The organism is Vreelandella sulfidaeris Esulfide1 (assembly GCF_054072535.1).
Map to the genome: position 1 here is coordinate 68,762 of NZ_JBSVSF010000002.1, position 21,317 is coordinate 90,078.

Sequence of the window (21,317 nt, forward strand, 5' to 3'; positions counted from 1 at the left end):
TTCAAGTAATCTACTGTTCATGAGTTCCTGGGGCCGATCATCAATTGCGACTCGATTTTATGTTCGGATGGGCATAGCTGGTATAACATCTTCTCTGCTAACCATGGTATTGCTCACGCTCGATAATCAGCGCGTGATCGGCAAGGAATATCACATTCAGAACGTCAACAGCTATATGAGCCGCTTAAAGGGATGGATGGGGCGCTTTCATGGAGTGGGAACGGTGTACTTACCCAACTATTTGGCATGGCGACGTTTGTTTGAAACCGCAGAGCCAACGGAGGAGATGTGGCTACGTATAGCGATTGGCTCAAACCAACAAAAGATACCAACATAGCCATATAAATACAGAATTCAGAGATTCGGCAGGTCTGCTGCAAGCTAGGCAGAAGGAGGGGGTCTCAAACCGTCCCTGTCCAAGGGCGGGGAAAGGCGCTACAAGCGCTTATCCGGGGTGAACGAGACTTCCCTGGCACTGTCAGCCAATGCCTGGAAATAGGAGTGACTGGGGTTGATCAGGTAGTTCGTTTCTCGAGGCACCACGACACTTGGGACTACTAGCGCGAGGCTCGATTGGCTCTCAAGCCAGCTGTCGCCGATCTCCGCGGTCGAGGCGGGCGCCGGCTCCTCCATCCAGTCTTCCGGCAGACTATCGGCAGGCAGGCGCATCAGCGCATTTTCCGGGATAGTCACCTCCAACAGCGCATAGTGTGTCAGCAACCGATAGTCATCAAGATGAACCATCACCTCAAGCATAGCCAGTGATTCAGCACTGGCGAGGTACACACAGGCCTTCCCCTTGCTATTCCATCGACCGCCGTACAAGCGGGCTCCCTCCCCATCGAAGGCCGTCTGGAGCCACTTCCGCTTTACGAGGCGGTAACCACGAACCGTACTCACGCGAAAACGCCGTGCTCAAGCCGTCCGATCAGATCCAGCACAGCTTCAGCGCCAGCAGTCGTCGCCACCATTTCCACCGGTCGCCGACCACCGAGACCGCGCACCGGATTGAGGAGCCAGCGCCTCGCCCGCTGTTGATCTCCTTCAAAGAGATCAACAGCGCTCTTGTAGACCTCGGCAAAGCGGTACAGCCGATCGCCTTCGTCTTGCTTGAAGCGCCCAGCCGTGGCTCTTCGCTGCAATGTCGCTGGCTTGATAACGACATAACGCGCCAGCTCCTTGCTTTCCAGGCCAGACGCCACAGCAAGTTCCGTGTAGACCTTGTACGGGACGCCTTTTTCCAAAGCCTCATGCAGTTGTGCCCCACGCGCTGGAAGACCCAGGGCCTTCCAAAAGTCGTCTTTCTTGGGCTTAGGCTTCGGCCGATACTCTTCGATGGCAGCTTCCATGGCCTCCCCTCCACTCATTTGATATAACAACAGTGTATCAGAAGATCGAAAGACTGCCACTGCGGTTGCAACTCCAGGCAGATCTAGGCGCGGGCACCTATAGCGCCTCTGCGCTACAGCTTGCCCAAGGGCTGCATCGCAACATTGCTTATCGCGTAAGCAAGGCCCCAACAGAGAGTGGTAAAGTAGACCGAAAGAACAGGAGAGGTTGCATGCCCACGTCCACCGATCATAACCAAGTGTTTGAAAATAGCGTACTTCAAGCGGCTAAAGAGCTATTGGAGACAAAGCTCGCGACCCTGCCTTGGCATCAGTTCGAACTTGAGTACCATTCGCCTACAGGCAGAGCGAGATTGCAGGTCCGTTGTCAGCAAGAAGCCGATTCTCCTGTCAGAACCTTGGTCCTCTCTGTCACCTTCTTGCACGACTCCGAAGAGCTTCAGCTTAGTAACATAATGATGCCGCTCGCCCTACGTTGGGAGCGGCTTGGCAAGCGCACTATTAAGGCCATCTTCGAGGTTGCTCATCCAGCCGGCTACGATCTCTTCCTCATAGATACGGTCCCGTCCTTCCATGATCGACTTCTGAAGCGGAACGCTCGAGCTGTGACCGATGACATTGTGATGATCACACCGGAAACTGACCTCGTGAGTGACATTGGCAGTCCAAAGCCCAATTCTAGCGAAGTGCGCGGCTATTCAATCTTCGACGTTCTCGATGAACTAGATGCGGACGCCTAGCTTAAGATCGATTGATGGCGAGCCAAAACTGACAACTTAGCAGCTCACCACTATCGAGCAGGGCGGTTAGCTTCCGGCTGTAATTCACGCCGCCTAGTCCCTTTACCAGGGGAGAGCTATCGAGCACACTCGCTCAGCACAACCTCTCTTGACGCAATTACATGAAAAACAGCGCAAAAATCCCTTACGGCATCCGCAATAACAGGTTGGTGCATATCAGCCAGCTCACAAGGGCCGAACGCGGCGGCCGTTGCGGCTGTGTCTGTCCTGAATGCAGAACACCGCTTGAAGCGAGAATGGGGGATATTGTCCGTCACTATTTCGCACATGCCAGAGGGACCCGACCATGCGCTGGGGGCACTGAAACCGGAATACACCTAGCCGCAAAGCAGTTGATCGCAGACCGAAAGGAAATACCCATTCCTCTGCTTCAGGCGGTACTTGAGGCGAAGGATAGCCTTGGCTACAAGCACACCGAATCTAAGGTCATTTTCCCCGGCCACGATCGGCAGCCGGTGGATGACACAAAACTTGAGTTCAGCTTGGGGGACATCCGCCCTGACCTTATCGTGAGCTTGGGTCAGATAGAAATCCTAGTCGAGGTGGCCGTAACCCATTTCATCGACGCGGAAAAGCAGCAGCGGCTTGAGTCCCGTGGCCAGCGCTGCATCGAAATCGACCTGGGGGACATACCACGGAACCTAACACCGGTCGAGCTCGAAGAGCATGTATTTAACTATCAACGAGCCTACTGGATCGTAAATCCCAAGATCGAAGCGGAGCAGGAAAAGCTACGCCCAAGACTTCAGCAGCAGATCGAGAAGGCCAACAAACGAATAGCACAGGCGAATATCGCAAGGGAACAAGAGGAGCAGCGACAACGTGAACAACATGCCCGGATGGAAGCTTATTTTAAAGCTCAGGAACAGAAACACGCTGAATTAAAACGCCAACGGGAGGAGGAGCAACGCCGGGCGAGAGAAAAAGCGACCGAGCAGGCCGAAATCCGACGACGCGAAGCCGAGGTTGCACGTCAACTCGAAGCTAAAGCCGAGCGGCATCGGCAACAGAAAACCTGGGAGCAAGAGCGTCAGCAACTCGATCTTCATGAGATGCGCCATCTCGCCATGGAACTTTTCGCGTCCTGTCAGCGTATTCATGCCAGGTCTGGCAAGGTGGCTACATCAACACGGTTCTGCTTGCCGATGGCCCGGCACAACCTCGAACGAGATATTCACAAAATGGACCTGGAAGCCATTCCTACCGCGGTTGAGACACGCACGGAATATGACTGGATGTTCGGGGTGCCGTCTCGTGAGTGGAAACTCGTGGCCTTGCTAGGCGTCGTCTATACCCGTGAGAGCATACAAAGCCGATACTGGATCTCAATCCAAGCCATCGAGCGCTATCTTGGGGAGTTCGGATACCAGCCTATTGTCGCTCTTCAGCGTGCCGAGCAGTTGCTGAATACTGCTCGTTACTACCATATTCTCGCAGAAGATCCTGCGTTAATGGCGTTGGAGCTACTTCCAAGGCCGCTGGATGCGATTGCAGAATTCGTTGGCGAATTGGACAATTTCAATATGATTCATCTGCTAGCTGCCAAGCTGGATGAACTTGCGTTCATACCCAAGCCTGCTAACAGCTGGCGCTAATACCATCAGCACAAGCAAAGTGGCCGCTCAAGCTGAGAGTAACTGTGATTCGGCGATAGCCGCTGCGTCCTAGAAGACTTTGAGTAGGAGGTCGTCAGAATTAACCTTGCCCTCTTTCACATACTGGACCAGTCAATATTCTTCGTACACTTGTCTATCTCGTAGCAATCGATATTTATACTTATTTATAAAAAAACTGGTAACGCTTTACTGCAATATCCCAAGCGCGTTCAGCCTCAATACGACTATTTAATACAAGCGTTCTTATATTATCTATATTTTCTGGCAGGACACCGCGCGTTAATTCCACAGTCAAGTCTTCATCAAGATATACTATCCAAGAACTTTCCCCATACTTGCATATCAAATGAGGAATGGAATCAGCACTTGTACAGAATGCAGCAATCTTTGGAACTTCAAAATCATTTATTGGCGGGCATAGGCCATGAAATTGCTTAAGATATTTTTCTCTAAGATAGACCACACCACTACTTTCCATCGCCGAGTAACCATGTTTAAAAAAATCAAACGGTACATACTCGTTTCCTTCTCTATATTTGACGGACATAAATCTTTCTGGCTGAATGCTTCCAAAGTACAACTTCCAAGTAGAAATATTTTTAGGCTTTTTACAGCTCAGCGCGGTTCTCTCGTCCTTAGAAAACGCTTTATAACTTGGATCTGTAGAATGCCCAAGACGGTTACGAAAGTTTTTTGATTCTCTTAGAATGTATTTACTGAATTTCTCAAAGTCAATGAGCCCACTCCAATCTTGTCGGTCGGTACCGCGGTATGCACTTATGTCTAGCGTTTGAAGATAAGTATCATCTAGGTCTATTCTGATCTTTGTTTTATCCATTGAGTATAACGTTTTACTAGATACACCCTCACGTTGACGGACTAAATCTAAATCACCCTTACCCGTTATTAAACTTCCCTCTGGCAGTCCATGATTCTTCCAACTTGGGCTCGTGGTTAACCAGACTACAGGAGCAAGGTCATTACCTAGCTCCATTCGATATACACCATAAGATAAACCAGAATGAAAAATGTCACAGGCCTGAAGCACTGACGTGTAGTGGTATAATTTCAAAAGGCTTTCCTTTCTATATTTTTATATTTGCTCAAGCAAACTTCAACATAGTGCCTGTGATAAAAATTTATAAACTTTCAGACTGAATGGCTTTTCTGCAATATGTTGCGTTGCATCGGTTCGTAAAATCATTTGGCATGTACTAGCGGTTATGGTGTTGGAGTAAAATTATTATCACAATTGCAGCCAGCAGCCCAGGAAAAATGTTCATGGCATTCTCCAAACCACGTTGAGGCCCACAGAAATGCCGATGATGGCGCCTAAGATTGATAACACGATCAACACACCTAAAGCGGGAGCATCTTTGCAACGAAGTAGACATTTTATGAGCTATTTCCTCTTTTCCTCTTTTCCTCTTTTCCTCTTATTCGACATTAGTCTGCCTAGCGGCGTGGTTTTCATTAAGACTTTGCTGCACGTCGTCGGCCATCCCGTCGAAGAGGCCTGGCTGGGCATCCACATTTGGGCCGGGGTTGTTGCCATTTGCCTGCCTAGCGGCGTGGTTTTCGTCAAGACGGCGTTGCATGTCTTCGGCCATGCCGTCGAAAAGGCCTGGCTGTGGCTCTTTTGTCCCAAGGTCATCTGCGAGCGTGGTAGATGACATTATTCCTGCAAGAACCAACACTGCCACTCTTGTTATCAACATAATCAATATATTTCCTTGGCTTGGTGTTGCTCTTACTACTTCACCCTGGGAATCTTCACTCCCTCCAGAGTGTAGTGCTCTCCTAGCTCTATAGCGCGGCGCACCGATTCCAACACCGGCTTACGCACTGCGCGGTAGCGGGTAGAATCAGGCGAGGCGAACCAGCCCTTCACCGTCTCCACGCTATACCCAGTCAAGGTGGCCACATGACTCTGGTTCAAGCCATGCCGCTCCATCAGCTGTCGGAGAGCTTCATTCGTCGGTTTCTCTGAAGTGCTCATTAATATCTCTCTATATATCGCCACTGTGCCTACCAGCAACGCTCTTTCATGTATGGCGCCTTAAAGCGCATTCAGGTGAAGACTACGCCTCAAAGCCCCAGCAGCGCCTAGCGCGACACTTGGCACTCTTCTGTGTATGCGCTTCTGCAAGACCAGGGGAGTGTAGTGCGCCACACAGCGTGGACTCTCATAAGTCAAGGTCGATTTCCACTAGCAAATCGACTGCTTGGTGAATATCTATGGCAGACCAAGGCTCCAACTCAGCAACGAACTCATTGTCGCGAATCAGACGCTGGATCTCAGGGTCCTATTTGATCGTCTCGATCTGCACGGTTGATGCCATGAGGTTCACCATTTGGCATCTATTTTAATAGGTGCTGCAAATAGTTTAATGTGCAATGCACACATCTGCAATGCTTGGAAATATTTAGGCATTAAAACCCATCCACGATAAACACTTGGCTTTTAAGCTTCCGCAGTTCGGTAAGTCAGCTCAATAGTAACTAATAAAAAGTGTGCGCCTTAATTATAAAGTGTGCACTGTACTCTATTACAAAGGCCATCAGTATCACGACTTTAAGGCATTCCATGAACCTAGCGATCAACCTCGACACCGCTATGCTGGTTACATTCGAGCCTGCTCCTACCTCTCTGCCCGAGTGCGTTCGCTAGGACGTCCTCAATAGCCAGTCTGGGGTATGAGCCGCTAGGGTGAACGGCTCTCATGCGGCACAAGCGCCATATCGGATATTGTCTCGTATGCTTTTGAATAAACGCGTGCCCCCCGTGGGACTCTATGGAGAAGTCCTGAGCGTCATGCCGACGGTAGCCTTTTATATTATATTCTCGCTCTTCTGATACACGATTGGATTCAGCCTTCTTACAACGGTTCTAAGCTTGGAGCTAATCATCTTCTTGCCGCTGATCTACCGGCTTATCGTAACGCTTGATCAAATAGTACAAGCTGTGGCCTGACACTTCTAAATGCTCATCGACCTCGGCAAAACGATGGCCGCACTCTACCACTTGATTGACGGCTTCGATTTTAAATTCTTCAGTTCAACGGGGATGGCTCATGGTTCCTCCTAGATGACTTAGGTATAAGGCCTGGAGGTGTCTACGAAACCCGGGTGATTCATTTGTAGTAGCCTCACTTATGCGTTGTTTTGTCTATGCATAGCGTCATACCGCATGGGCGTGGCGAAGAGAATAGTATTAAAGTTTCCTGATGTTCAGCCGTAATACATTAGTTCTGACATACAGTAACGGTCTTTGAATGCATAAAATCGGACTTATAGCCCTATTCAGCTTGTTAGTATCAGCGAACACTTATGCAGACTCACCAACATTGGGCGAGTTCTTTGATGGGGCACAAGAATGCTCTAATGAAGTTGTCATAACTTCACAGCCTTTGCGTGAGCAAAATGGTGGAATGATCACCCTAAAATCTGTTCCTTTCGATGAAATCGATATCAGTCAGTATGATATCGCTACTTCACAGCATTCTATTATTCAACTAATCCCAGTTGCTGAGTCAACATATCTTGATGGTTCGTCTGCAGGGTCAGCATGGCGCAACTGTATGGCCAGTAAAGGTCTGCCAGTTCCTACCGGTACTCAAACAAACTAGCTCCGACTTGAGGCCTGCGCCGGTGCGGGTAGGTAGCACCCTTGAAGGCTTACATGCCTCGCTAGGTAGCCTATTTTCGAACCCGCAAATGAATAGGTAATCCCCCCGAAAAACCAGGGTGCTCAAAAGTAGAATTTTCCGTAAGCTAAACGCAGGGAGATTCTGCATGAAAAAATCACGTTTTTCTGACAGCCAAATACTGTCAATCCTCAAGCAAGCCGAAGGCGGTGCCCCGGTTCCGGAGCTATGTCGTGAGCACGGTATGAGCAGCGCGACCTTCTATAAGTGGCGAGCTAAATTCGGTGGTATGGATGCGTCCATGATGGCACGGCTAAAAGAGCTAGAGGATGAAAACCGACGGCTCAAGAAGATGTATGCCGAGGAACGATTGAAAGCGGATATCCTCAAGGAAGCCATCGAAAAAAAGTGGTGAAGCCGTCTCGTCGCCGTGAGATGGCGCAGAAAGCCGTCATGGAAAAGCACGTCAGCATCCGCCTAGCCTGCTGGATGTTTAGCATCAGTGAAAATTGCTATCGATACCAAGCGAAGCTCCGCGGCGAGAACGATCAAATCGCCGACTGGTTGATCACGCTGACGCATAACCAGAGAAACTGGGGCTTTGGCTTGTGCTTCCTGCACCTACGTAATGTGAAAGGCTTTCGTTGGAACCATAAGCGGGTCTACCGGATTTACCGAGAGTTGGAGCTGAATCTTCGGATCAAACCGAAGAAACGGTTAATCCGCGAGAAGCCTGAACCTTTAGCGGTGCCTGAAACGATTAATGACAGCTGGTCTATGGATTTTATGCATGACCAACTGAGCGACGGTCGTCGCTACCGTCTACTGAATGTGATCGACGACTTTAACCGAGAAGGTCTTGGTATCGAAGTAGACATCTCGTTGCCTACTGAACGAGTTATCCGGGCGCTAGACCAGATCATTGAATGGCGTGGTAAGCCGCACTCTATTCGTTGTGACAACGGGCCAGAATATATCAGTGGTAAGTTATCGGCATGGGCGGAAGGTCAAGGTATTCAGCTGATGTTTATCCAGCCAGGAAAACCCCAGCAGAATGCTTATATAGAACGCTACAATCGAACGGTGCGCTATGACTGGTTAGCCCAATACCTGTTTGAAAGTACCGAAGAGGTTCAGGATTACGCCACTCGTTGGCTCTGGCACTACAATCACGAGCGCCCTAATATGGGGCTTGGAGGGATCACCCCTCAACAGAAACTGGCCGCTGTGGTCTGAACTCTACTTTTGAAACCCTCTGAAAATGGGGGGATTACCAATATGCATTGGTCACTCCTTGCAACAGCGCGGTGACATCAGTCCTCGTCACACTGAGCTTGAAGTAAGTCAGCTATTTCCCGCTCGACAGACGCGACTGCTGGTTGCAGTGTTTCGTCTACTTCGTCACGACCCAGGCGGGCGATCTCTTTCCACCGCACCAGTGAGTCACGGGAGACAAGATAGGTACGCGCACAATCACCCTCTGAGGCTTCCTTCTGAAGCGACTCCAACAGCTCCAGGTCACGCATCGAAAAGACCTGAATGGCCGGTACAAGCAGCCCTGCCTCTTCTGCTTGTCGACCGAGTGAAGCCTTGTCCCAGTCACGTTCGGCCGCTTCGTAGGAAGAATGTGTGGTGGTCTGGTAACCACACCGCTGGCACACCAGCCAGTGCGCATGAAACCAGTCGGTGTTTCTTTTCAGATAGTCTGGACTGTCCTGACAGGCACAGACTGGGCATGAGGCTCGCTCGGTCATGGTGCTATCTGGCATATCAAAGTGAATGGGGGGCGGGGCGATGGCATTCATGCATGGCCACCCGAAAGCTGGCTCAGCGTCTGTGCACGAGCATTGGCTGATTCCCGCACAAGGTCGGGAGAAAAGCCGGCACCACAGTGAACTTCATTGATCATCACAAGTTGTAAATAGCCGCGATGAATCAAGTATTGGCCAAAGCCTAGATCCGAGATGTCCCGATGCGCATAGGCACCGGAAGCCTCCATCGCATTAATGTCGTCAATGGTTACGATGCCCTTATTGAGACTATCTAGTGTCGCTTCGCGATAAGGGGCCTGCAGGCAATACTGTTCGGCAAGCTCGCCCAGGTTGAAGTCAACAAGTGCTCGATATAGCCCGCTGCACTGGTAATGGGTCGCCCCACCGCTAGAGAGTGCTACCAGCTCGCCCTTGCAATGACTAGGTTTCGCCATCGCTTTGTCTCCTGTGATTGTGTTCGCTCCCCTTGGCAATACCGGCATGAGTCAGCTTGTGGGCGCTGAGCATGCAGGCATAGGCTGAGTGCATCGCATCGGCAATGATGCGATCGGCCAATTCAAGAGGGGTGGTATCAGTGATGCCAACACGCCGCAGATCCTGCTCAATAACGGCACGATGACGCTGGTAATCATGAAGTTCACTCACAAGCGCGTTGCCTGCGAGCAAATCCTGCTTGTTCGTTTCATGGAGTGCAGAGCCCATGTCTACCCCCTACGTTGCAGCACAGCTGGCTGTCTGGCGCCGAAGAAGCTCGGCCAGCCGATCTAAGGCTGTGATGGAGATCGTCCGCTCTCCCGCTGCACAGCGCGCCTCATGTCGGCGCAGCAGCGAAAGATCCCTTGGCGAGAAATCGTGTTCACAACAAAACTCTGCCTGTGTCATTTCTCTGTCCTTGAGCAGTTGCTCCAGGGCATCACGAAGTACGACAATATCGGCATACGCGAACCCTCCCTTTCCCAGCTCACTGTCATTATTCGCTTCACTCATACTGGGCACACCCAGCTCCGGTTCGAGGTTGCATGTACCGGCCTCGGTGTGTAGCGCACCTGCTACAACCAAGTTCTGCCCAATTTCGGGCGGTTCCTCGTGCAACCTGTCACCAGAGGAGGTAGGGCGCGGGGTGACACCCTCGGCGATTGCTTGCTGGCGCAGTTTGGATAGAGATGTGATAGCGAGCACCGCGGCCAGCTGGAAGATCAGCAGCGCCACCGCTTGCATCCCGATCAAGGCCTGCTGGCGCCAGGTCGAGCACTCGGCAGGGGGGCGCCGCCACGAGAGTTGCCAATTGGTTGTCGACCTCGGCGAGACGAGCCTGTGCTACCTGTATGGGTTCGAGCCAGCCCGCCCGGGCCTCACTATTTGCCCAGAAAGTATCGATGCTCTCCTCAAGACGCGAGGCCTCTAGGGCCAGCCGCTCGAGCTGCAGCTCCCGGCCAGCGTCGACGTGAGATGCCGACAGCCATTCCTCTACCAGAGGCTCACAAACCATATAGATGGGGCCGGTAAGCGTAAGCACGCTGGCGACCATGGCCAGCATTCGCCGCGCCAGCTGGCGCTGATACCAGAGCCACAATGCAACGACTTCTAGGAGAACAGCCTAGGCCCAGCCCATTGGACCTACAAACTCCGTCCAAAACTGAATCGCATGCACCTGCAGCAGCGCGATCGCGCCGGCAAGCACCAGCAAAGGTGGCACCATCTCAATGAAGCGTGTTGTCGGTGACTGATTGCCCATTACGTTGACTCTCCACAAAGCTCACACACTGCCGACTCTCCCTAGCCCCCTCACCAAGAGGGCAGGGGTAAACAGCTTTTCTAGTCCGTCTCCGGTTCGGATTCACCGCCTGCCGAGGTGACCACGGCCATCGGCGTTCCCAACTGCGGCGCAGAGGGAGGCGGCTGGTCAGGCTCCGCCGCAGCCATTCGTATACCGATCGTCAGCGCCAGCAGCGCCGACCAAGCGACCATCCAGTGAATTAGAAAGCGACCATCCAGTGAATTAGAAAGCGACGATCTTTGAGATTGCCCCGGCCGAGAATGAGCAATACAGCGAGGAAGACGGCATACGCGAGAGCGCCGACCCAGAGAATGGCGATGAAGCTGCTCATGCCACACCTCCGGTTAAAGTCGCCTCTGCGTTCCCGGGTTGGGAGTTGCGGTTTAGCCAGCCTTGAATGCAGGCGGTATTTGGCTCGCCGCGATCCTGGGGGACACGTCTATTCTGCTGTGCGACTTCAAGCGCTCGTTTGGCCATAGCTCTCTCCTTTATGGGTTGGTGATACTGATAGGGCTGGCTGGCGCAACCAAATCGGTAGTGAGGTGAGCCGGCGCTGGCCGGTGACATGGTTGACGGCTCGCTTGATAGCAGAAGGGTGGCCAACCAGTACGACACGGCGCTTTCCACGAGTGAGGCTTGTATAAAGCCACTGTCGCTCAAGCATGTGCCAGTGCGATCGCACTAGAGGAATGACCACGGCCGGGAATTCGGACCCTTGCGCCTTGTGGCCGGTCATTGCATAGGCCAGTTGCAGCTTGCCGAGCGCGTCACTGGTGAACAGCACTTCTCTATCCTCAAACCGCGCCAGCACGGTTTTGTCTTCAGCGTCTGCCGACACTACATAGCCGAGATCACCATTAAAGACATCACGGTTGTAGTCATTCTCGGTCTGCACGATCTTGTCTCCTGGCGCCCATTGGCGCCCATTGGCGCCCATGGATCGTCACCGAGCCCCGATCGCCCGGGACGTGATAGCTTCGAAACGCTTCATTGAGAGCACGGGTTCCGACCGGACCACCGTGCATGGGTGTCAACACCTGCACCTCATAAAGAGGATCGAAGCCACGCGCCAGCATGTCTTCAGTGGCCACCCGCAATGCCACACGACACATCAGCTCGGGGTCACCGCCTTCCGGCACTTCGACAATCTCAAAGTCGCTATCTGGCACCGATTGAGGAGTATTGCCCTGGTTGACGGCGTGCGCCTGGACAGTAATTTGCGAGCCTGGCCCCTGTCGCCGGATCTGTTGAAGACGTGCCACTGGGATAGCACCCGAAGCGATCACATCGCGAAGAATGTTTCCCGGCCCAACCGAGGCCAATTGATCCTGATCACCGATGATGAACAGTCGTCAGTGGTCAGGCAGCGCCACCACCAGAGCCAGAAACAACGGCACATCGACCATCGATGCTTCATCAATGATCACTACATCCGCTTCGATCGGGTTGCTAGCATTAAACTCAAAGCCGCTGGCGCCAGCGCCCAGGAGACGATGAATAGTAGACGCCGGCCTCCCGGTTGCCTCCGACATTCGCCGAGAGGCACGGCCAGTTGGCGCACACAGCGCCAGCTCAAGGCCAGCATCATCCAGTGTCTGCGCCAGCACCTCAGTCACCGTGGTTTTCCCCACCCCCGGCCCACCCGTAAGCACAGCCACCCCATACGCAAGGCAGGTCTCCAATGCTTGGCGCTGCTCATCACTGAGCACCCGGCCATCCGACAGCTCGCCATCAACACGCACTTGGTTGCAGCCATTCCAATGCACCGCACGCGTTAGCAACGCGGTGGCGATGGTTCTCTCGGCTTCCACCAGCGAAGGCAGGCCAACTAGCCCGCCCTCAACACTTATAAGTTTTTCATGCGCCAGCAGCAGTTCAACAACCGAGGCCATGCGTGCCACGTCGACCCCGAGGAGCTGCGCGCCTTCCGAGGCCAATTCATCCGAGGTTGCCAGGGTATGCCCCGAGGCTGATCGTGCATCAACGACATGGCGAAGCCCCGCAATGAGTCGATCGCGGTGGGTCAACTCGCAGCCAAGAGATTGAGCCATAGTATCGGCTATACGAAACCCTATACCTCGAGTCTTCAATAAGGTGCGGTAGGGGTTGGCGGATACTTTCGCAATGGTCTCCTGGCCCAACTGGCGAAAGACCGACATTGCACGTGAAGCGCCCAGACCATGCCCCTGCAGGAAGATCAATGCATCACGCGCTTCTTGGTACTCATTCCAGCTCGCCGCTATCCCCACTGCCTTCTTCTTACCGATGCCTGACACAGCCCGTAAGGCCTTTTCGTCACCGAGTACGTCGCGCAGCCCATCACCGAAATGGGCGACCAACCGCGCAGCGAACTTGGGGCCAATGCCGGCCACCTTGCCACTCGCAAGGTATGCACCCAGCGCTTTGGACTCCTGAGGTATTTGCGTGATGAGCCGATCGGCTTTGAACTGCTTGCCGAACTTAGGATGCGTGCCCCAAGTGCCGCGGGCCTGCACAGACTCCCCCTCGTTGAGCGGCTGACATACAGCCACCAGCGTTACCTCCTGTTCCTGAGCATCGCGCACAGTCAGGATCTGAAATCTCTCATCACCTACGAAACGAACGGCACTGATCACGCCGATCAATTCCTCAAGGTTGTCCATGGATCGCCCTCGCAAATAAAAAAAACCCGGCTGGGGAGGCCGGGTGAGGTACAGGGAAACAGGCTCTTACTGGGGAGCGTGGATTGTCAGCACGCCCGGGCCGCGCCCGACTTCAAACTCTGGATCTGCTACTGGGGAGCCCTCTGAGTTGAGAGTGAGAGAGAAGCCGGATCAGGGCTAACTCAGAGGGCTCTCCGGTAGCCCCGTTACCGAGACGACCAGACGGCTAATGCGCATCCCCGAAGCCGTGTCAGGGGAGAGAGGAGATAGCGGACGCAATCCGCTTAATTCGTTCGGCGATGGGTTGTTAAGCTGTTTCTGCTTACTATGTGTTACTATACTAGACGACATTTTTTAAGAATACAACACACTTTAGAGATGAAAGACATCGTATTGTCGGTTGCTTCTGAGCGGTGCTTATTCCGCTTACTTTCCTCTACCGAAGGACGACCTTCAGGATGACATCACGAGCACTCATTCTGTGTGAGAAACACTCCGACCAGGCCGACAAAATAGCCCCTGCTTTAGGTCTTACGCGCAGCGGCAACGCCTACACCGGCACCTGGAATGGCATCACACTTACCTTAGTTTGGGCCGCTGGGCATTTGCTGGCGCCTGTTGAGCCTTCCGAGGTGAGCCCAGAGGCCAATTGGCGCGATCCCCGCAGTCTTCTGCCCCTACCTACCGCCTTTCCTCAGACGCCTACCGACCGCGGTAAGAAATACCTGGGAAACCTTAAAAAAGAACTCTCTCAAGCAACAGAAGTATGGTTGGCCACCGATCCAGACCGCGAAGGCGAAGCCATCGGGTACGAGATCCTGCAATACGCTAAGTACCGCGGTTCGGTGAAGCGGATGTGGCTGACCGGCTCTATGGAAGCGGCCGATGTTCAGGCCGCGGCCAAGCGCCTCAGGAACGCCGGAGAAACCATATCTTTCTGGCGGGCTCAGCAGGCCCGCGCCAACGCGGATGGCTTCTGGCAGTACCTTGTCCGTGCATACACGGCAACCGCACGCATGGGCCTTATGGGTAGCGATTTAGCCAAAGGCAAGGGCAAGGCTGGGCTCGTGTCGGCCGGCCGCGTACAGTCCGCCACCCTTGGGCTAGTTGTTACCCGCGATCGCACAATCGAAGCCTTTATTCCAGTCGATCACTACCAGGCAAAGATTACCCTGGGCGGGGGCGAGCTGACCTATTCTCCAGCCACCCCAATAGCTGGCGCCAGCAGCATCCAACTGCAGGATGAAGGCAAGCCAATGTTCCTGGACAGGGCAGCCATGTTGGCCTTCACCAAGCGCTTAGAGACCGTCGATAACGCCGCCATTCTGGAGGCCGAGACAAAGCAAACAGCCAAACATCCACCGCTGCCATACAGCCTCACAGCGCTTCAGCGAGACATGTCAAAAAAGTACGGCCTCACGGCCACACAGACGCTGAAAGCAGCCGATTCAATGCGAAGCGATGGTTACCTGACCTACCCCCGAACAGAGCATGGCGAATTGCCCGCAAGCCTCTATAACCGGACCGATCTGTTGGCCATTTTGGGGGGCGCAGCAAAGGCTGATGACACGCTCATGACGCCAGCTCGGCAAGCTGGACGCCGGCATTGCATGGAGGGTGCCGAGGCGCCACGTCCACGCTGTTTTACCGACAAGCCCATGAACCACCACGGGATCATCCCAACGCGCAAGACACCGAACCTGTCAGAACGCACTGAGGCCGAGCAAAAGGTTTATCTGGCCTGCGCAAAACAATTCATCCAGGCCCTCCTACCAGCCGCTACCGTCGAGTCCCTGAGTGTCCGCGCCAGCATAGATGTTGAGGACGTGATTGAGCGACAGCCAGCGCTGTTTGCTGGCACCTTCAAACGCATCATTGACCCCGGCTGGATGACTGCTTTCGAGGACCACAAAGAGCAGAAAGACCTGCCGCCACTGGTAACCGGCGCTAACACTCCCGTCGAGGCAGTAAGGCTTCATGAGGCACGCACACAGCCGCCCAAACACTTCACGCTGCACGACTTACTGAGCGCAATGCTCAATGCAGGCCGGCACGTCGATGGTGAAGATGCAGAAGCACTCCGAAAAGCTGAAGGGATAGGCACTCCAGCCACTCGGGATACCGTTTTGCAGACGTTGTTTGATCGTGAATACATAACCACCAAGCGTAAGGGCAAACAGCTGCTTATTGTCTCCACCCCGCGAGGCCGCGCATTCATCGATAACACCCCCTCCGAACTCTCCGATGTGCGTGTGACAGCCGCCTGGGAGCGCCAGCTCGATGCGATCCAGAATGCACCCAACGACACAGCGGCAAAGCATGCCCGTGACACTTTTATAACCGCTCAACGCGACTTCATCACCACCCGTATCAAAGAGGCAATCGACATCATGGACAATGCACCCGAGGCTGTTTTGGCAACGGCCAATGGCCCCACAGAGAACATGGTTTCTGCTGCACGAAAGCTAGCTGCAGCTCGCAGTCTCACGCTACCAGAAGGCATCGAAAAGAGCTTCGAGCTGTGTCGCTCATTTCTGGACGAAGTAATGCAGCAAACACCGCCACCCACTGACAAGATGAAGGCCTTGGCGATGCGCTTAGCGGATGAGAATGAGGTGACATTGAATGGAGAGCTGACCTCCTTCAGGGAGTGTAAAACATTCATCGACAAGTACATGCAGATCCAGGCACCGACCGCGAGAATGATAGCTGCTGCTGAGTCTGCAGCGAAGCGCTACAAAGTAACGCTACCCGAGGCTGCCCGCACCTCAATACAAGAGTGCCGCGTGTTCCTCAACGAGCACCCACGCTAGCCGCGCCGAGAGGTAGGCCGGGCACCCCTTGGGCGGGGCAAGGGCACAAGTACGATCACATCAAAAGCTACCGAACAAGACAATCCCTCGCCAAGGAAGGCGTTCAATTTAACACCTGCCAGACGTACCCGCTCACCACCTTTAAAGCACACAGAAAATATCCTTTAAGATTGATAGGAGACGATAGGAACCGTTATGCATGAAGCCCACCAAGACGACGATGAACTACTGGTTGAAAGCACTAATCAACGTCGCTCACGCCGTACAGTTGATAGAGAGGTACTAGCTCACGAGGCCGAGCTAATGGTCGGCGCACTGACGGCAGATATAGATGCAATTATGGGGGAGTACACAAGGCAGCTACTGGACATCGTTGAACGCATCAGAGAAGCCCAACCACGCACCCATGGTGCGGTACTTTTAGATGTTAGTCGGTGTGGTTATGGATGCCTCGGTTGCCCTCACCCGGTATGGCGTAAATGGGTCAACCGACAACAGCATAGCCGGCATTCTCCATCAACCTGGCATGCTGTGAGAATACAGCGACCAGGGGTAGCAGCAAGAGCGAAATCTGTACCTCAAGAGGCACGGGAACTGATAGCAGAAGCTCTCGTGCTGATCGAACGTAGGGCACGCTTCATCGACCATTTGAAGCGCATCAATAAGGCCATTGGTACTGCACGTCACTATCGACCAGAGCTAGGCCAACATGGCGGCAAAGAGGACAGCTAGACGCTCTTTTTTTTGCGCACCAACTGATTCCTCTATGGCTGGGAGTGTCACTCTACAAGCCGTTTTTGAGACGCTGAACTGGCCTCAAGCGGGCTTAGATGTTCACCGTAATGGTGAACGCACCATGATGCATCTCACCCATTATATGTGTACTCGCTATGCGCGTTACTCCTTCCTACGGAGAGCTATACCCATGGGCAACCACCCTTTGGGTATCCTTGTACGGGGGATGGATGACAGTTACTAAATGACCGCGCTGGTAGGTATGAGAGGGTGGGGGAGAGGTAATACCCCATACGGGAATCAACCTCCATGAAAGCACCTCCTAATACAATATGTATTCCCTTATATATGAGATCCCAAGCGCGCCATTGCTGACCAAGCTGGCGCCTTCGGTGCGTGAGCAACAACGGTGAAAACGTCCTTGTCGGGGTGTGGGAAGGCCACGCCACCGCGCTCTATGCTGGCGCCTTCGATGCGTGAGCAGCAACGGTGAAAACGTCCTTGTCGGGGTGTGGGAAGGCCATGCCACCGCGCTCTATGCTGGCGCCTTCGATGCGTGAGCATGAGGAGACAATAGCGGGCTAGAACGAAGTTGAATCGGGGCGGTTTAAGGAATTAGAAATCGCAAATATTAGGCGTTTCGAGGCTTGCCTCGTGATAGGCCGCGAAGCGGCCCATGTGCTTTTCGTGGACAGCAGAAGAAAGATCGCTTGCTCTCCCACAGCAGTCCTGCTTGCTCTAACAAAACGAAGTGACTTGGGGCGTTTTTCCGGCTTTAACTATAGCAAATCTAGGCGTGTCGTGGCCTGGCTCTTATTCAGCCGCGTAGCGGCTCATGTGCTCTCGTTGACTCAACGAATAACTGCAACGGTGAACACAACAAGAAAGCACACCAGGCCGCACATAAAACCATTCAAAAAGTTGTAGAAAAACCTTCTAAAATAGATACGCGCTAACACAGAATACCGCCTAAAATTAGTCGTTTATATGCAATTCCAGAGATGCTCGTAAACTATCTTTTATTGAGATGGGCGAAGATAGCCGGAGCGACCGCGCCGTATAACTCGAACGATTCACGGACTTATAATCAAATCAGGGTAGTTCGGGGGATGTTCCCTGTCCCTGGCCTAAGGCATGCCTAGTCACCGCGGTTTCAAAGCTACGCTCACCACTGCCACGGCAACTGCATCATTTTCTTGGAAAGGGAAGACCCTATTCCTGACTGGGATATTCCCCCCTGAATTCATCCATGCTCTTGAGCAGGTCCAGGTAATCTACCCCACCCGTAATAAGGCGGGTCTTTGTAGCGCGTTCATACATCCACACACTCCATAACTTCATATGCGTTGAGGCGCCTTCAAGGTCCTTGGGCATCATCCCTCCCCACTCTGGATCGTCAGCCATAAACTGGAGTGCCCGATCAATGGCACGATCCAGATCATTTCGGGGCGAGTAAAAGTCAGACAGATGTACCTGCTCGGCCAGGATCAAAACCGCAAGCACCGGATAGTTCAGAAACTCTGCAAACTTTTCAATCACATCCCGGCCCAGGCTACTGGCAAGCCTACGTCCAGTTTTCAAGTGGCTTAGAGTGCTCGGCGCAATGCCAAGGTGGTCGGCTAGGTCTGTGGAAGCCAGCCCTTCGCCAACAGCTCTCTCGAAGATAACCTGAACCAACTTATAGCCAGGCGTTTCGGGCTCGATTTGCAGGTAGTCAGTTCTTGGTCCTTTGGGCTTTCCCCTCTGTCCATCCTTAGGGCCTGAACCCCCTTTACGGATTCCTGCGTCGATGACCTTCTGTAGGTCTTTATCATTTTTTCCCTGATCCAAGTTTTTCTCCCCATATGACGTCAGCATGTCATCTAGTCAAATAGAACTATACCGGATAACAAATTCTAATACTTATTGCCTATCCAGCGCCGCACGCTCAGCGGCAAGATTGCATCGCTACATCTTAACCCAGGAGTAAGCAATGCTCATCGGCCGTATTGAACACGATCCCAAAAAACACTTTCCGCTGCAGTTGCCGGAGTCAACGCTTGGCCGCCTTGAACTGTACAAAGAACTTTATCAGCAGACATTCGGCGAGAAAGTTGCAAATAACGATCTCGTGGACCTAATGCTCACGAATGTCATGGATAGAGACCGTGAATTCAAGCGGTTCTTGAGAGAGGAGGAACGAAAGAAAAAACTGGAAGCAAAACAACAGGAACGAGGCACAGGAACTATCCCCTCAGCTGGTGAAGCTGAAACCGAATCTCACGCTGAGGCACAAAGCCATCAGCGTGAGCAGCACCAGGCATAAGGGTACTAGGTCTCGATATGCTGCGCTTGGATGATCTCACACATCTGTTCTACCTGGGGAACAACACGTCTCCACTTGGTACGCAGAACACGGTGATTGCCTGTAGCCCAACTGCGCACAGAGGTAACAGCCTCGTCAGCAGCCACGGCTATCTGGCGTGGGGTCATTACTTCCATCCAGCGCTCTACAGTAGCTTTGATCTCTTTGGAATCGACCCAAGCACCGCCTTCGATAGCGACGTGCTCGGACATGATTTCATTAAGAGCATTGAGCACTTTGTCATATCCGACCTTTCGAGGGACCGCTCCCCCTGTCCAGGTATGAATGGATGCCACGGAAATAGAGCATCCAAGTTTCCCCGTCAGGTGCTCTGCGATCTTGGCCAGAGTCATGCCGTAATCGTCTCGCAGAGTAGCAATATGTCGAGCCAAGTCACTGTCGGTCTTGCTGCGTTCAGCACGCCCACGGGTTGTCGGAATGCTGATCTTGATTTCGCAGCCATGCCTCTCGAGCGTGTTGATCAGGTCGTTCAGGAGTGCGTCACGCATGACTAACCTCTATGAATATTTGGCAAGTCACCCGCCTTCTGAAATGCAGCGACTTGTTGGTTGGACGGCAGCCCGTTTGCATATCCCCAGGCAATGGCAGGAGGACATGAAGCAGGAAATATACGTTGCCTGGTTTTCTAAGGAATATGACCCTTCGTATTCCCATGATGCGATCATGAAATATGCTGGTGAGGCGGCTTTCCTCGCGGTCAGCACATGGCGCCGCCATACCATCCTACCAGTGACCGTTCATAAAGCCGGTCAGGCTGATAGCGAACCCAGGGCTGAGCAGTTTGATCTGATGGCTGAACAGATCCCTGGTTTCACTGAAGAGTTCAACGACGAAATCGACATTGACCCTGAGGCTTTCGTTGAGACCACTTCGATGGCTTCAGCGCACCTCATCGACCTACCCAAACGCTCAGCTCGAACTGAGCTGTCTCATGAAAACTTGTTGGCCCTTCACTGCGAAGGCCTTTCGCCCGCTGAGATCGCAGCTGCAGCGAACATGACCGAGCGCAGCGTATACCGCAGATTGGAACGCCTTAAACATGGAAACCGTAGTACAGTATAGTAAAATTGCAGCGTTATCGGTAGCACTCTTAGGAGCTGCTTTATCCACTACCGCACTTGCCTCTGATCAGGACCTAGGTGTACTTGGCCCTACTTGGGAAATCGTAGAGCCCGACATGCGGCTGGCGATCGTGGCAGAGGCGCATGGTGTCGACTGGGACTCCGTAAATGAGCACCTAGCAGGGCAAGCTCAAAATCATACGAGAGACATCCCCGATTGGTTCGTCCCGATTGCCGAGCATACCGAAACTCACTTCGTAGATCCGTCCTATACGCTAGGTGAAGACATCGAAGCCTTGAAGCGGCAATCCGATGGTACATACCAGTGGGGAGTCATCTATGAGGCCGGCACCAAGGTCAACCCCCTCAAGCACATACAGCCAGAGAACTGGCTCCTCGTTGTTGATCTTCGAGCCGATGATCAGCGTGAACTGGCCATGACGTTAAAGGCCCGACACCCAGCCAACCTAACAGTAATCGTCACAGCAGGAGACCCAGGTAGTTTGGCGTCTGATCTTGGCCAAGCCGTGTACTTCGCAGAGGAATGGCATTTCGATCGGCTGGGCATTACGCATACCCCCTCTTTAGCTGGCGTTCGGGACAGTCATCCTGACGTAATCGAAGTGACCCATTTCGCCTATCCCTACGATGTCACCACCCTGGAGGAACACCTGCCATGAAGAGGTTACTACTCTCTGTTCTGACTGTTGCAGCTCTCACAACGGGGAGCGCCTATAGCG

The 21,317-nt window shown here is 53.1% G+C and carries 26 protein-coding genes and 3 pseudogenes; 10 read left to right on the forward strand and 19 right to left on the reverse strand.

Features of this window, described 5'->3' with window-relative positions:
• Nucleotides 1-9 precede the first annotated feature (9 nt).
• Nucleotides 10-337: pseudogene (locus tag ACW44H_RS20050) on the forward strand (IS1595 family transposase); the annotation flags it as partial.
• A gap of 98 nt (nt 338-435) precedes the next feature.
• Here ACW44H_RS20050 and ACW44H_RS20055 read toward each other — a convergent pair.
• The gene (locus tag ACW44H_RS20055; RefSeq protein WP_101145378.1) at nt 436-900 is read right to left on the reverse strand and encodes an RES family NAD+ phosphorylase; all 465 of its coding nucleotides are present in this window, start codon (nt 898-900) and stop codon (nt 436-438) included.
• Nucleotides 897-1,349, reverse strand: coding sequence for a type II RES/Xre toxin-antitoxin system antitoxin (gene parS / locus ACW44H_RS20060; protein WP_101145377.1), 453 nt, complete (start codon nt 1,347-1,349; stop codon nt 897-899). The genes ACW44H_RS20055 and parS overlap by 4 nt, the downstream gene beginning before the upstream one ends.
• A gap of 212 nt (nt 1,350-1,561) precedes the next feature.
• Between parS and ACW44H_RS20065 the strand changes: the two genes are divergently transcribed.
• Nucleotides 1,562-2,089 (forward strand): hypothetical protein, encoded by a 528-nt coding sequence (locus ACW44H_RS20065; RefSeq protein WP_101145376.1) that lies wholly within the window; start codon nt 1,562-1,564, stop codon nt 2,087-2,089.
• Nucleotides 2,090-2,250: 161 nt separating this feature from the next.
• A complete protein-coding gene (locus ACW44H_RS20070; protein WP_127062883.1) occupies nt 2,251-3,744 on the forward strand; it encodes a competence protein CoiA family protein in 1,494 nt (497 codons plus the stop codon).
• Nucleotides 3,745-3,925: 181 nt separating this feature from the next.
• Here the strand turns inward: ACW44H_RS20070 and ACW44H_RS20075 are convergent, their stop codons facing one another.
• The 4 genes and pseudogenes from ACW44H_RS20075 to ACW44H_RS20090 all read right to left on the reverse strand — a co-directional run.
• The gene (locus ACW44H_RS20075; RefSeq protein WP_146779538.1) at nt 3,926-4,837 is read right to left on the reverse strand and encodes a hypothetical protein; all 912 of its coding nucleotides are present in this window, start codon (nt 4,835-4,837) and stop codon (nt 3,926-3,928) included.
• Between the two features lie 364 nt (nt 4,838-5,201).
• Nucleotides 5,202-5,483, reverse strand: a complete 282-nt coding sequence (locus ACW44H_RS20080; RefSeq protein ID WP_457509107.1) for a hypothetical protein — start codon at nt 5,481-5,483, stop codon at nt 5,202-5,204.
• 35 nt (nt 5,484-5,518) lie between these two features.
• Complete coding sequence (locus ACW44H_RS20085) at nt 5,519-5,764, reverse strand: hypothetical protein (RefSeq protein WP_113270605.1); 246 nt, start codon at nt 5,762-5,764, stop codon at nt 5,519-5,521.
• 903 nt (nt 5,765-6,667) lie between these two features.
• A pseudogene (locus tag ACW44H_RS20090) lies at nt 6,668-6,811 on the reverse strand (IS3 family transposase); the annotation flags it as partial.
• Nucleotides 6,812-7,040: 229 nt separating this feature from the next.
• Between ACW44H_RS20090 and ACW44H_RS20095 the strand changes: the two are divergent.
• Both ACW44H_RS20095 and ACW44H_RS20100 read left to right on the forward strand, forming a co-directional pair.
• Nucleotides 7,041-7,394: a hypothetical protein gene (locus ACW44H_RS20095; RefSeq protein WP_146779539.1), complete on the forward strand. Its 354-nt coding sequence runs from the start codon at nt 7,041-7,043 to the stop codon at nt 7,392-7,394.
• A gap of 166 nt (nt 7,395-7,560) precedes the next feature.
• Nucleotides 7,561-8,648, forward strand: a protein-coding gene (locus ACW44H_RS20100; protein ID WP_253504891.1) for an IS3 family transposase whose coding sequence is annotated in 2 segments (ribosomal slippage) — nt 7,561-7,822 and nt 7,822-8,648 — 1,089 coding nt in all. Because the reading frame shifts where the segments join, the coding sequence is not laid out codon by codon here.
• Between the two features lie 77 nt (nt 8,649-8,725).
• Here the strand turns inward: ACW44H_RS20100 and ACW44H_RS20105 are convergent.
• The 11 genes and pseudogenes from ACW44H_RS20105 to ACW44H_RS20155 all read right to left on the reverse strand — a co-directional run bounded on the left by ACW44H_RS20105 (nt 8,726) and on the right by ACW44H_RS20155 (nt 13,603).
• Entirely contained in the window at nt 8,726-9,217 is a 492-nt protein-coding gene (locus ACW44H_RS20105) for a hypothetical protein (RefSeq protein ID WP_113270606.1), read from the reverse strand.
• Complete coding sequence (locus ACW44H_RS20110; RefSeq protein WP_113270607.1) at nt 9,214-9,618, reverse strand: hypothetical protein; 405 nt, start codon at nt 9,616-9,618, stop codon at nt 9,214-9,216. The genes ACW44H_RS20105 and ACW44H_RS20110 overlap by 4 nt, the downstream gene beginning before the upstream one ends.
• On the reverse strand, nt 9,605-9,886 hold the full coding sequence (locus ACW44H_RS20115; protein ID WP_127061337.1) for a hypothetical protein: 282 nt from the start codon (nt 9,884-9,886) through the stop codon (nt 9,605-9,607). Before ACW44H_RS20115 ends, ACW44H_RS20110 begins: the two co-directional genes overlap by 14 nt.
• 9 nt (nt 9,887-9,895) lie before the next feature.
• On the reverse strand, nt 9,896-10,276 hold the full coding sequence (locus tag ACW44H_RS20120; protein ID WP_113270609.1) for a hypothetical protein: 381 nt from the start codon (nt 10,274-10,276) through the stop codon (nt 9,896-9,898).
• Nucleotides 10,277-10,280: 4 nt separating this feature from the next.
• The gene (locus ACW44H_RS20125; RefSeq protein WP_113270610.1) at nt 10,281-10,721 is read right to left on the reverse strand and encodes a hypothetical protein; all 441 of its coding nucleotides are present in this window, start codon (nt 10,719-10,721) and stop codon (nt 10,281-10,283) included.
• Between the two features lie 60 nt (nt 10,722-10,781).
• On the reverse strand, nt 10,782-10,919 hold the full coding sequence (locus ACW44H_RS20130) for a hypothetical protein (RefSeq protein ID WP_185858944.1): 138 nt from the start codon (nt 10,917-10,919) through the stop codon (nt 10,782-10,784).
• 80 nt (nt 10,920-10,999) lie between these two features.
• Nucleotides 11,000-11,152: a hypothetical protein gene (locus ACW44H_RS20135; RefSeq protein WP_457509108.1), complete on the reverse strand. Its 153-nt coding sequence runs from the start codon at nt 11,150-11,152 to the stop codon at nt 11,000-11,002.
• A gap of 8 nt (nt 11,153-11,160) precedes the next feature.
• On the reverse strand, nt 11,161-11,292 hold the full coding sequence (locus tag ACW44H_RS20140) for a hypothetical protein (protein ID WP_268762343.1): 132 nt from the start codon (nt 11,290-11,292) through the stop codon (nt 11,161-11,163).
• Nucleotides 11,289-11,438 carry a hypothetical protein gene (locus ACW44H_RS20145; RefSeq protein ID WP_457509109.1) on the reverse strand — a complete coding sequence of 50 codons (150 nt, stop codon included), beginning with the start codon at nt 11,436-11,438 and terminating at the stop codon, nt 11,289-11,291. The genes ACW44H_RS20140 and ACW44H_RS20145 overlap by 4 nt, the downstream gene beginning before the upstream one ends.
• Nucleotides 11,419-11,856, reverse strand: a complete 438-nt coding sequence (locus tag ACW44H_RS20150; protein ID WP_167408820.1) for an ATP-dependent DNA helicase — start codon at nt 11,854-11,856, stop codon at nt 11,419-11,421. The genes ACW44H_RS20145 and ACW44H_RS20150 overlap by 20 nt, the downstream gene beginning before the upstream one ends.
• Nucleotides 11,840-13,603, reverse strand: a pseudogene (locus ACW44H_RS20155) (AAA family ATPase). The gene ACW44H_RS20150 and the pseudogene ACW44H_RS20155 overlap by 17 nt, the downstream one beginning before the upstream one ends.
• A 458-nt stretch (nt 13,604-14,061) precedes the next feature.
• Between ACW44H_RS20155 and ACW44H_RS20160 the strand changes: the two are divergent.
• Complete coding sequence (locus ACW44H_RS20160; protein WP_127061345.1) at nt 14,062-16,416, forward strand: DNA topoisomerase; 2,355 nt, start codon at nt 14,062-14,064, stop codon at nt 16,414-16,416.
• A 195-nt stretch (nt 16,417-16,611) separates the two neighbouring features.
• On the forward strand, nt 16,612-17,148 hold the full coding sequence (locus tag ACW44H_RS20165) for a hypothetical protein (protein ID WP_035561874.1): 537 nt from the start codon (nt 16,612-16,614) through the stop codon (nt 17,146-17,148).
• Nucleotides 17,149-18,363: 1,215 nt separating this feature from the next.
• Here ACW44H_RS20165 and ACW44H_RS20170 read toward each other — a convergent pair.
• The gene (locus tag ACW44H_RS20170; RefSeq protein ID WP_127061347.1) at nt 18,364-18,981 is read right to left on the reverse strand and encodes a helix-turn-helix domain-containing protein; all 618 of its coding nucleotides are present in this window, start codon (nt 18,979-18,981) and stop codon (nt 18,364-18,366) included.
• 142 nt (nt 18,982-19,123) lie between these two features.
• On the opposite strand from ACW44H_RS20170, the gene ACW44H_RS20175 reads away from it, so the two are divergent.
• Entirely contained in the window at nt 19,124-19,456 is a 333-nt protein-coding gene (locus ACW44H_RS20175) for a DUF2274 domain-containing protein (RefSeq protein WP_113270617.1), read from the forward strand.
• A gap of 5 nt (nt 19,457-19,461) precedes the next feature.
• Here the strand turns inward: ACW44H_RS20175 and ACW44H_RS20180 are convergent, their stop codons facing one another.
• Nucleotides 19,462-20,004, reverse strand: a complete 543-nt coding sequence (locus ACW44H_RS20180; protein ID WP_035561865.1) for a hypothetical protein — start codon at nt 20,002-20,004, stop codon at nt 19,462-19,464.
• Here ACW44H_RS20180 and ACW44H_RS20185 point away from each other — a divergent pair.
• On the forward strand, nt 20,003-20,578 hold the full coding sequence (locus tag ACW44H_RS20185; protein WP_035561861.1) for a helix-turn-helix domain-containing protein: 576 nt from the start codon (nt 20,003-20,005) through the stop codon (nt 20,576-20,578). The two genes, ACW44H_RS20180 and ACW44H_RS20185, sit on opposite strands and share 2 nt — an antisense overlap.
• Nucleotides 20,556-21,257 (forward strand): hypothetical protein, encoded by a 702-nt coding sequence (locus tag ACW44H_RS20190; protein WP_127061349.1) that lies wholly within the window; start codon nt 20,556-20,558, stop codon nt 21,255-21,257. The genes ACW44H_RS20185 and ACW44H_RS20190 overlap by 23 nt, the downstream gene beginning before the upstream one ends.
• Nucleotides 21,258-21,317: the final 60 nt, after the last annotated feature.

Excerpts from the sequence above, each read along its gene's own strand:
- ACW44H_RS20140 (WP_268762343.1), bottom strand. The coding sequence starts at position 11,292 with ATGAGCAGCTTCATCGCCATTCTCTGGGTCGGCGCTCTCGCGTATGCC.
- ACW44H_RS20125 (WP_113270610.1), bottom strand. The coding sequence starts at position 10,721 with ATGCTGGCCATGGTCGCCAGCGTGCTTACGCTTACCGGCCCCATCTAT.
- ACW44H_RS20080 (WP_457509107.1), bottom strand. The coding sequence starts at position 5,483 with ATGTTGATAACAAGAGTGGCAGTGTTGGTTCTTGCAGGAATAATGTCA.
- ACW44H_RS20110 (WP_113270607.1), bottom strand. The coding sequence starts at position 9,618 with ATGGCGAAACCTAGTCATTGCAAGGGCGAGCTGGTAGCACTCTCTAGC.
- ACW44H_RS20065 (WP_101145376.1), top strand. The coding sequence starts at position 1,562 with ATGCCCACGTCCACCGATCATAACCAAGTGTTTGAAAATAGCGTACTT.
- ACW44H_RS20180 (WP_035561865.1), bottom strand. The coding sequence starts at position 20,004 with ATGCGTGACGCACTCCTGAACGACCTGATCAACACGCTCGAGAGGCAT.
- ACW44H_RS20095 (WP_146779539.1), top strand. The coding sequence starts at position 7,041 with ATGCATAAAATCGGACTTATAGCCCTATTCAGCTTGTTAGTATCAGCG.
- ACW44H_RS20160 (WP_127061345.1), top strand. The coding sequence starts at position 14,062 with ATGACATCACGAGCACTCATTCTGTGTGAGAAACACTCCGACCAGGCC.
- ACW44H_RS20085 (WP_113270605.1), bottom strand. The coding sequence starts at position 5,764 with ATGAGCACTTCAGAGAAACCGACGAATGAAGCTCTCCGACAGCTGATG.
- ACW44H_RS20105 (WP_113270606.1), bottom strand. The coding sequence starts at position 9,217 with ATGAATGCCATCGCCCCGCCCCCCATTCACTTTGATATGCCAGATAGC.
- ACW44H_RS20070 (WP_127062883.1), top strand. The coding sequence starts at position 2,251 with ATGAAAAACAGCGCAAAAATCCCTTACGGCATCCGCAATAACAGGTTG.
- ACW44H_RS20130 (WP_185858944.1), bottom strand. The coding sequence starts at position 10,919 with ATGGGCAATCAGTCACCGACAACACGCTTCATTGAGATGGTGCCACCT.
- ACW44H_RS20175 (WP_113270617.1), top strand. The coding sequence starts at position 19,124 with ATGCTCATCGGCCGTATTGAACACGATCCCAAAAAACACTTTCCGCTG.
- ACW44H_RS20190 (WP_127061349.1), top strand. The coding sequence starts at position 20,556 with ATGGAAACCGTAGTACAGTATAGTAAAATTGCAGCGTTATCGGTAGCA.
- ACW44H_RS20135 (WP_457509108.1), bottom strand. The coding sequence starts at position 11,152 with ATGGTCGCTTGGTCGGCGCTGCTGGCGCTGACGATCGGTATACGAATG.
- ACW44H_RS20165 (WP_035561874.1), top strand. The coding sequence starts at position 16,612 with ATGCATGAAGCCCACCAAGACGACGATGAACTACTGGTTGAAAGCACT.
- ACW44H_RS20185 (WP_035561861.1), top strand. The coding sequence starts at position 20,003 with ATGACTAACCTCTATGAATATTTGGCAAGTCACCCGCCTTCTGAAATG.
- ACW44H_RS20145 (WP_457509109.1), bottom strand. The coding sequence starts at position 11,438 with ATGGCCAAACGAGCGCTTGAAGTCGCACAGCAGAATAGACGTGTCCCC.
- parS (WP_101145377.1), bottom strand. The coding sequence starts at position 1,349 with ATGGAAGCTGCCATCGAAGAGTATCGGCCGAAGCCTAAGCCCAAGAAA.
- ACW44H_RS20115 (WP_127061337.1), bottom strand. The coding sequence starts at position 9,886 with ATGGGCTCTGCACTCCATGAAACGAACAAGCAGGATTTGCTCGCAGGC.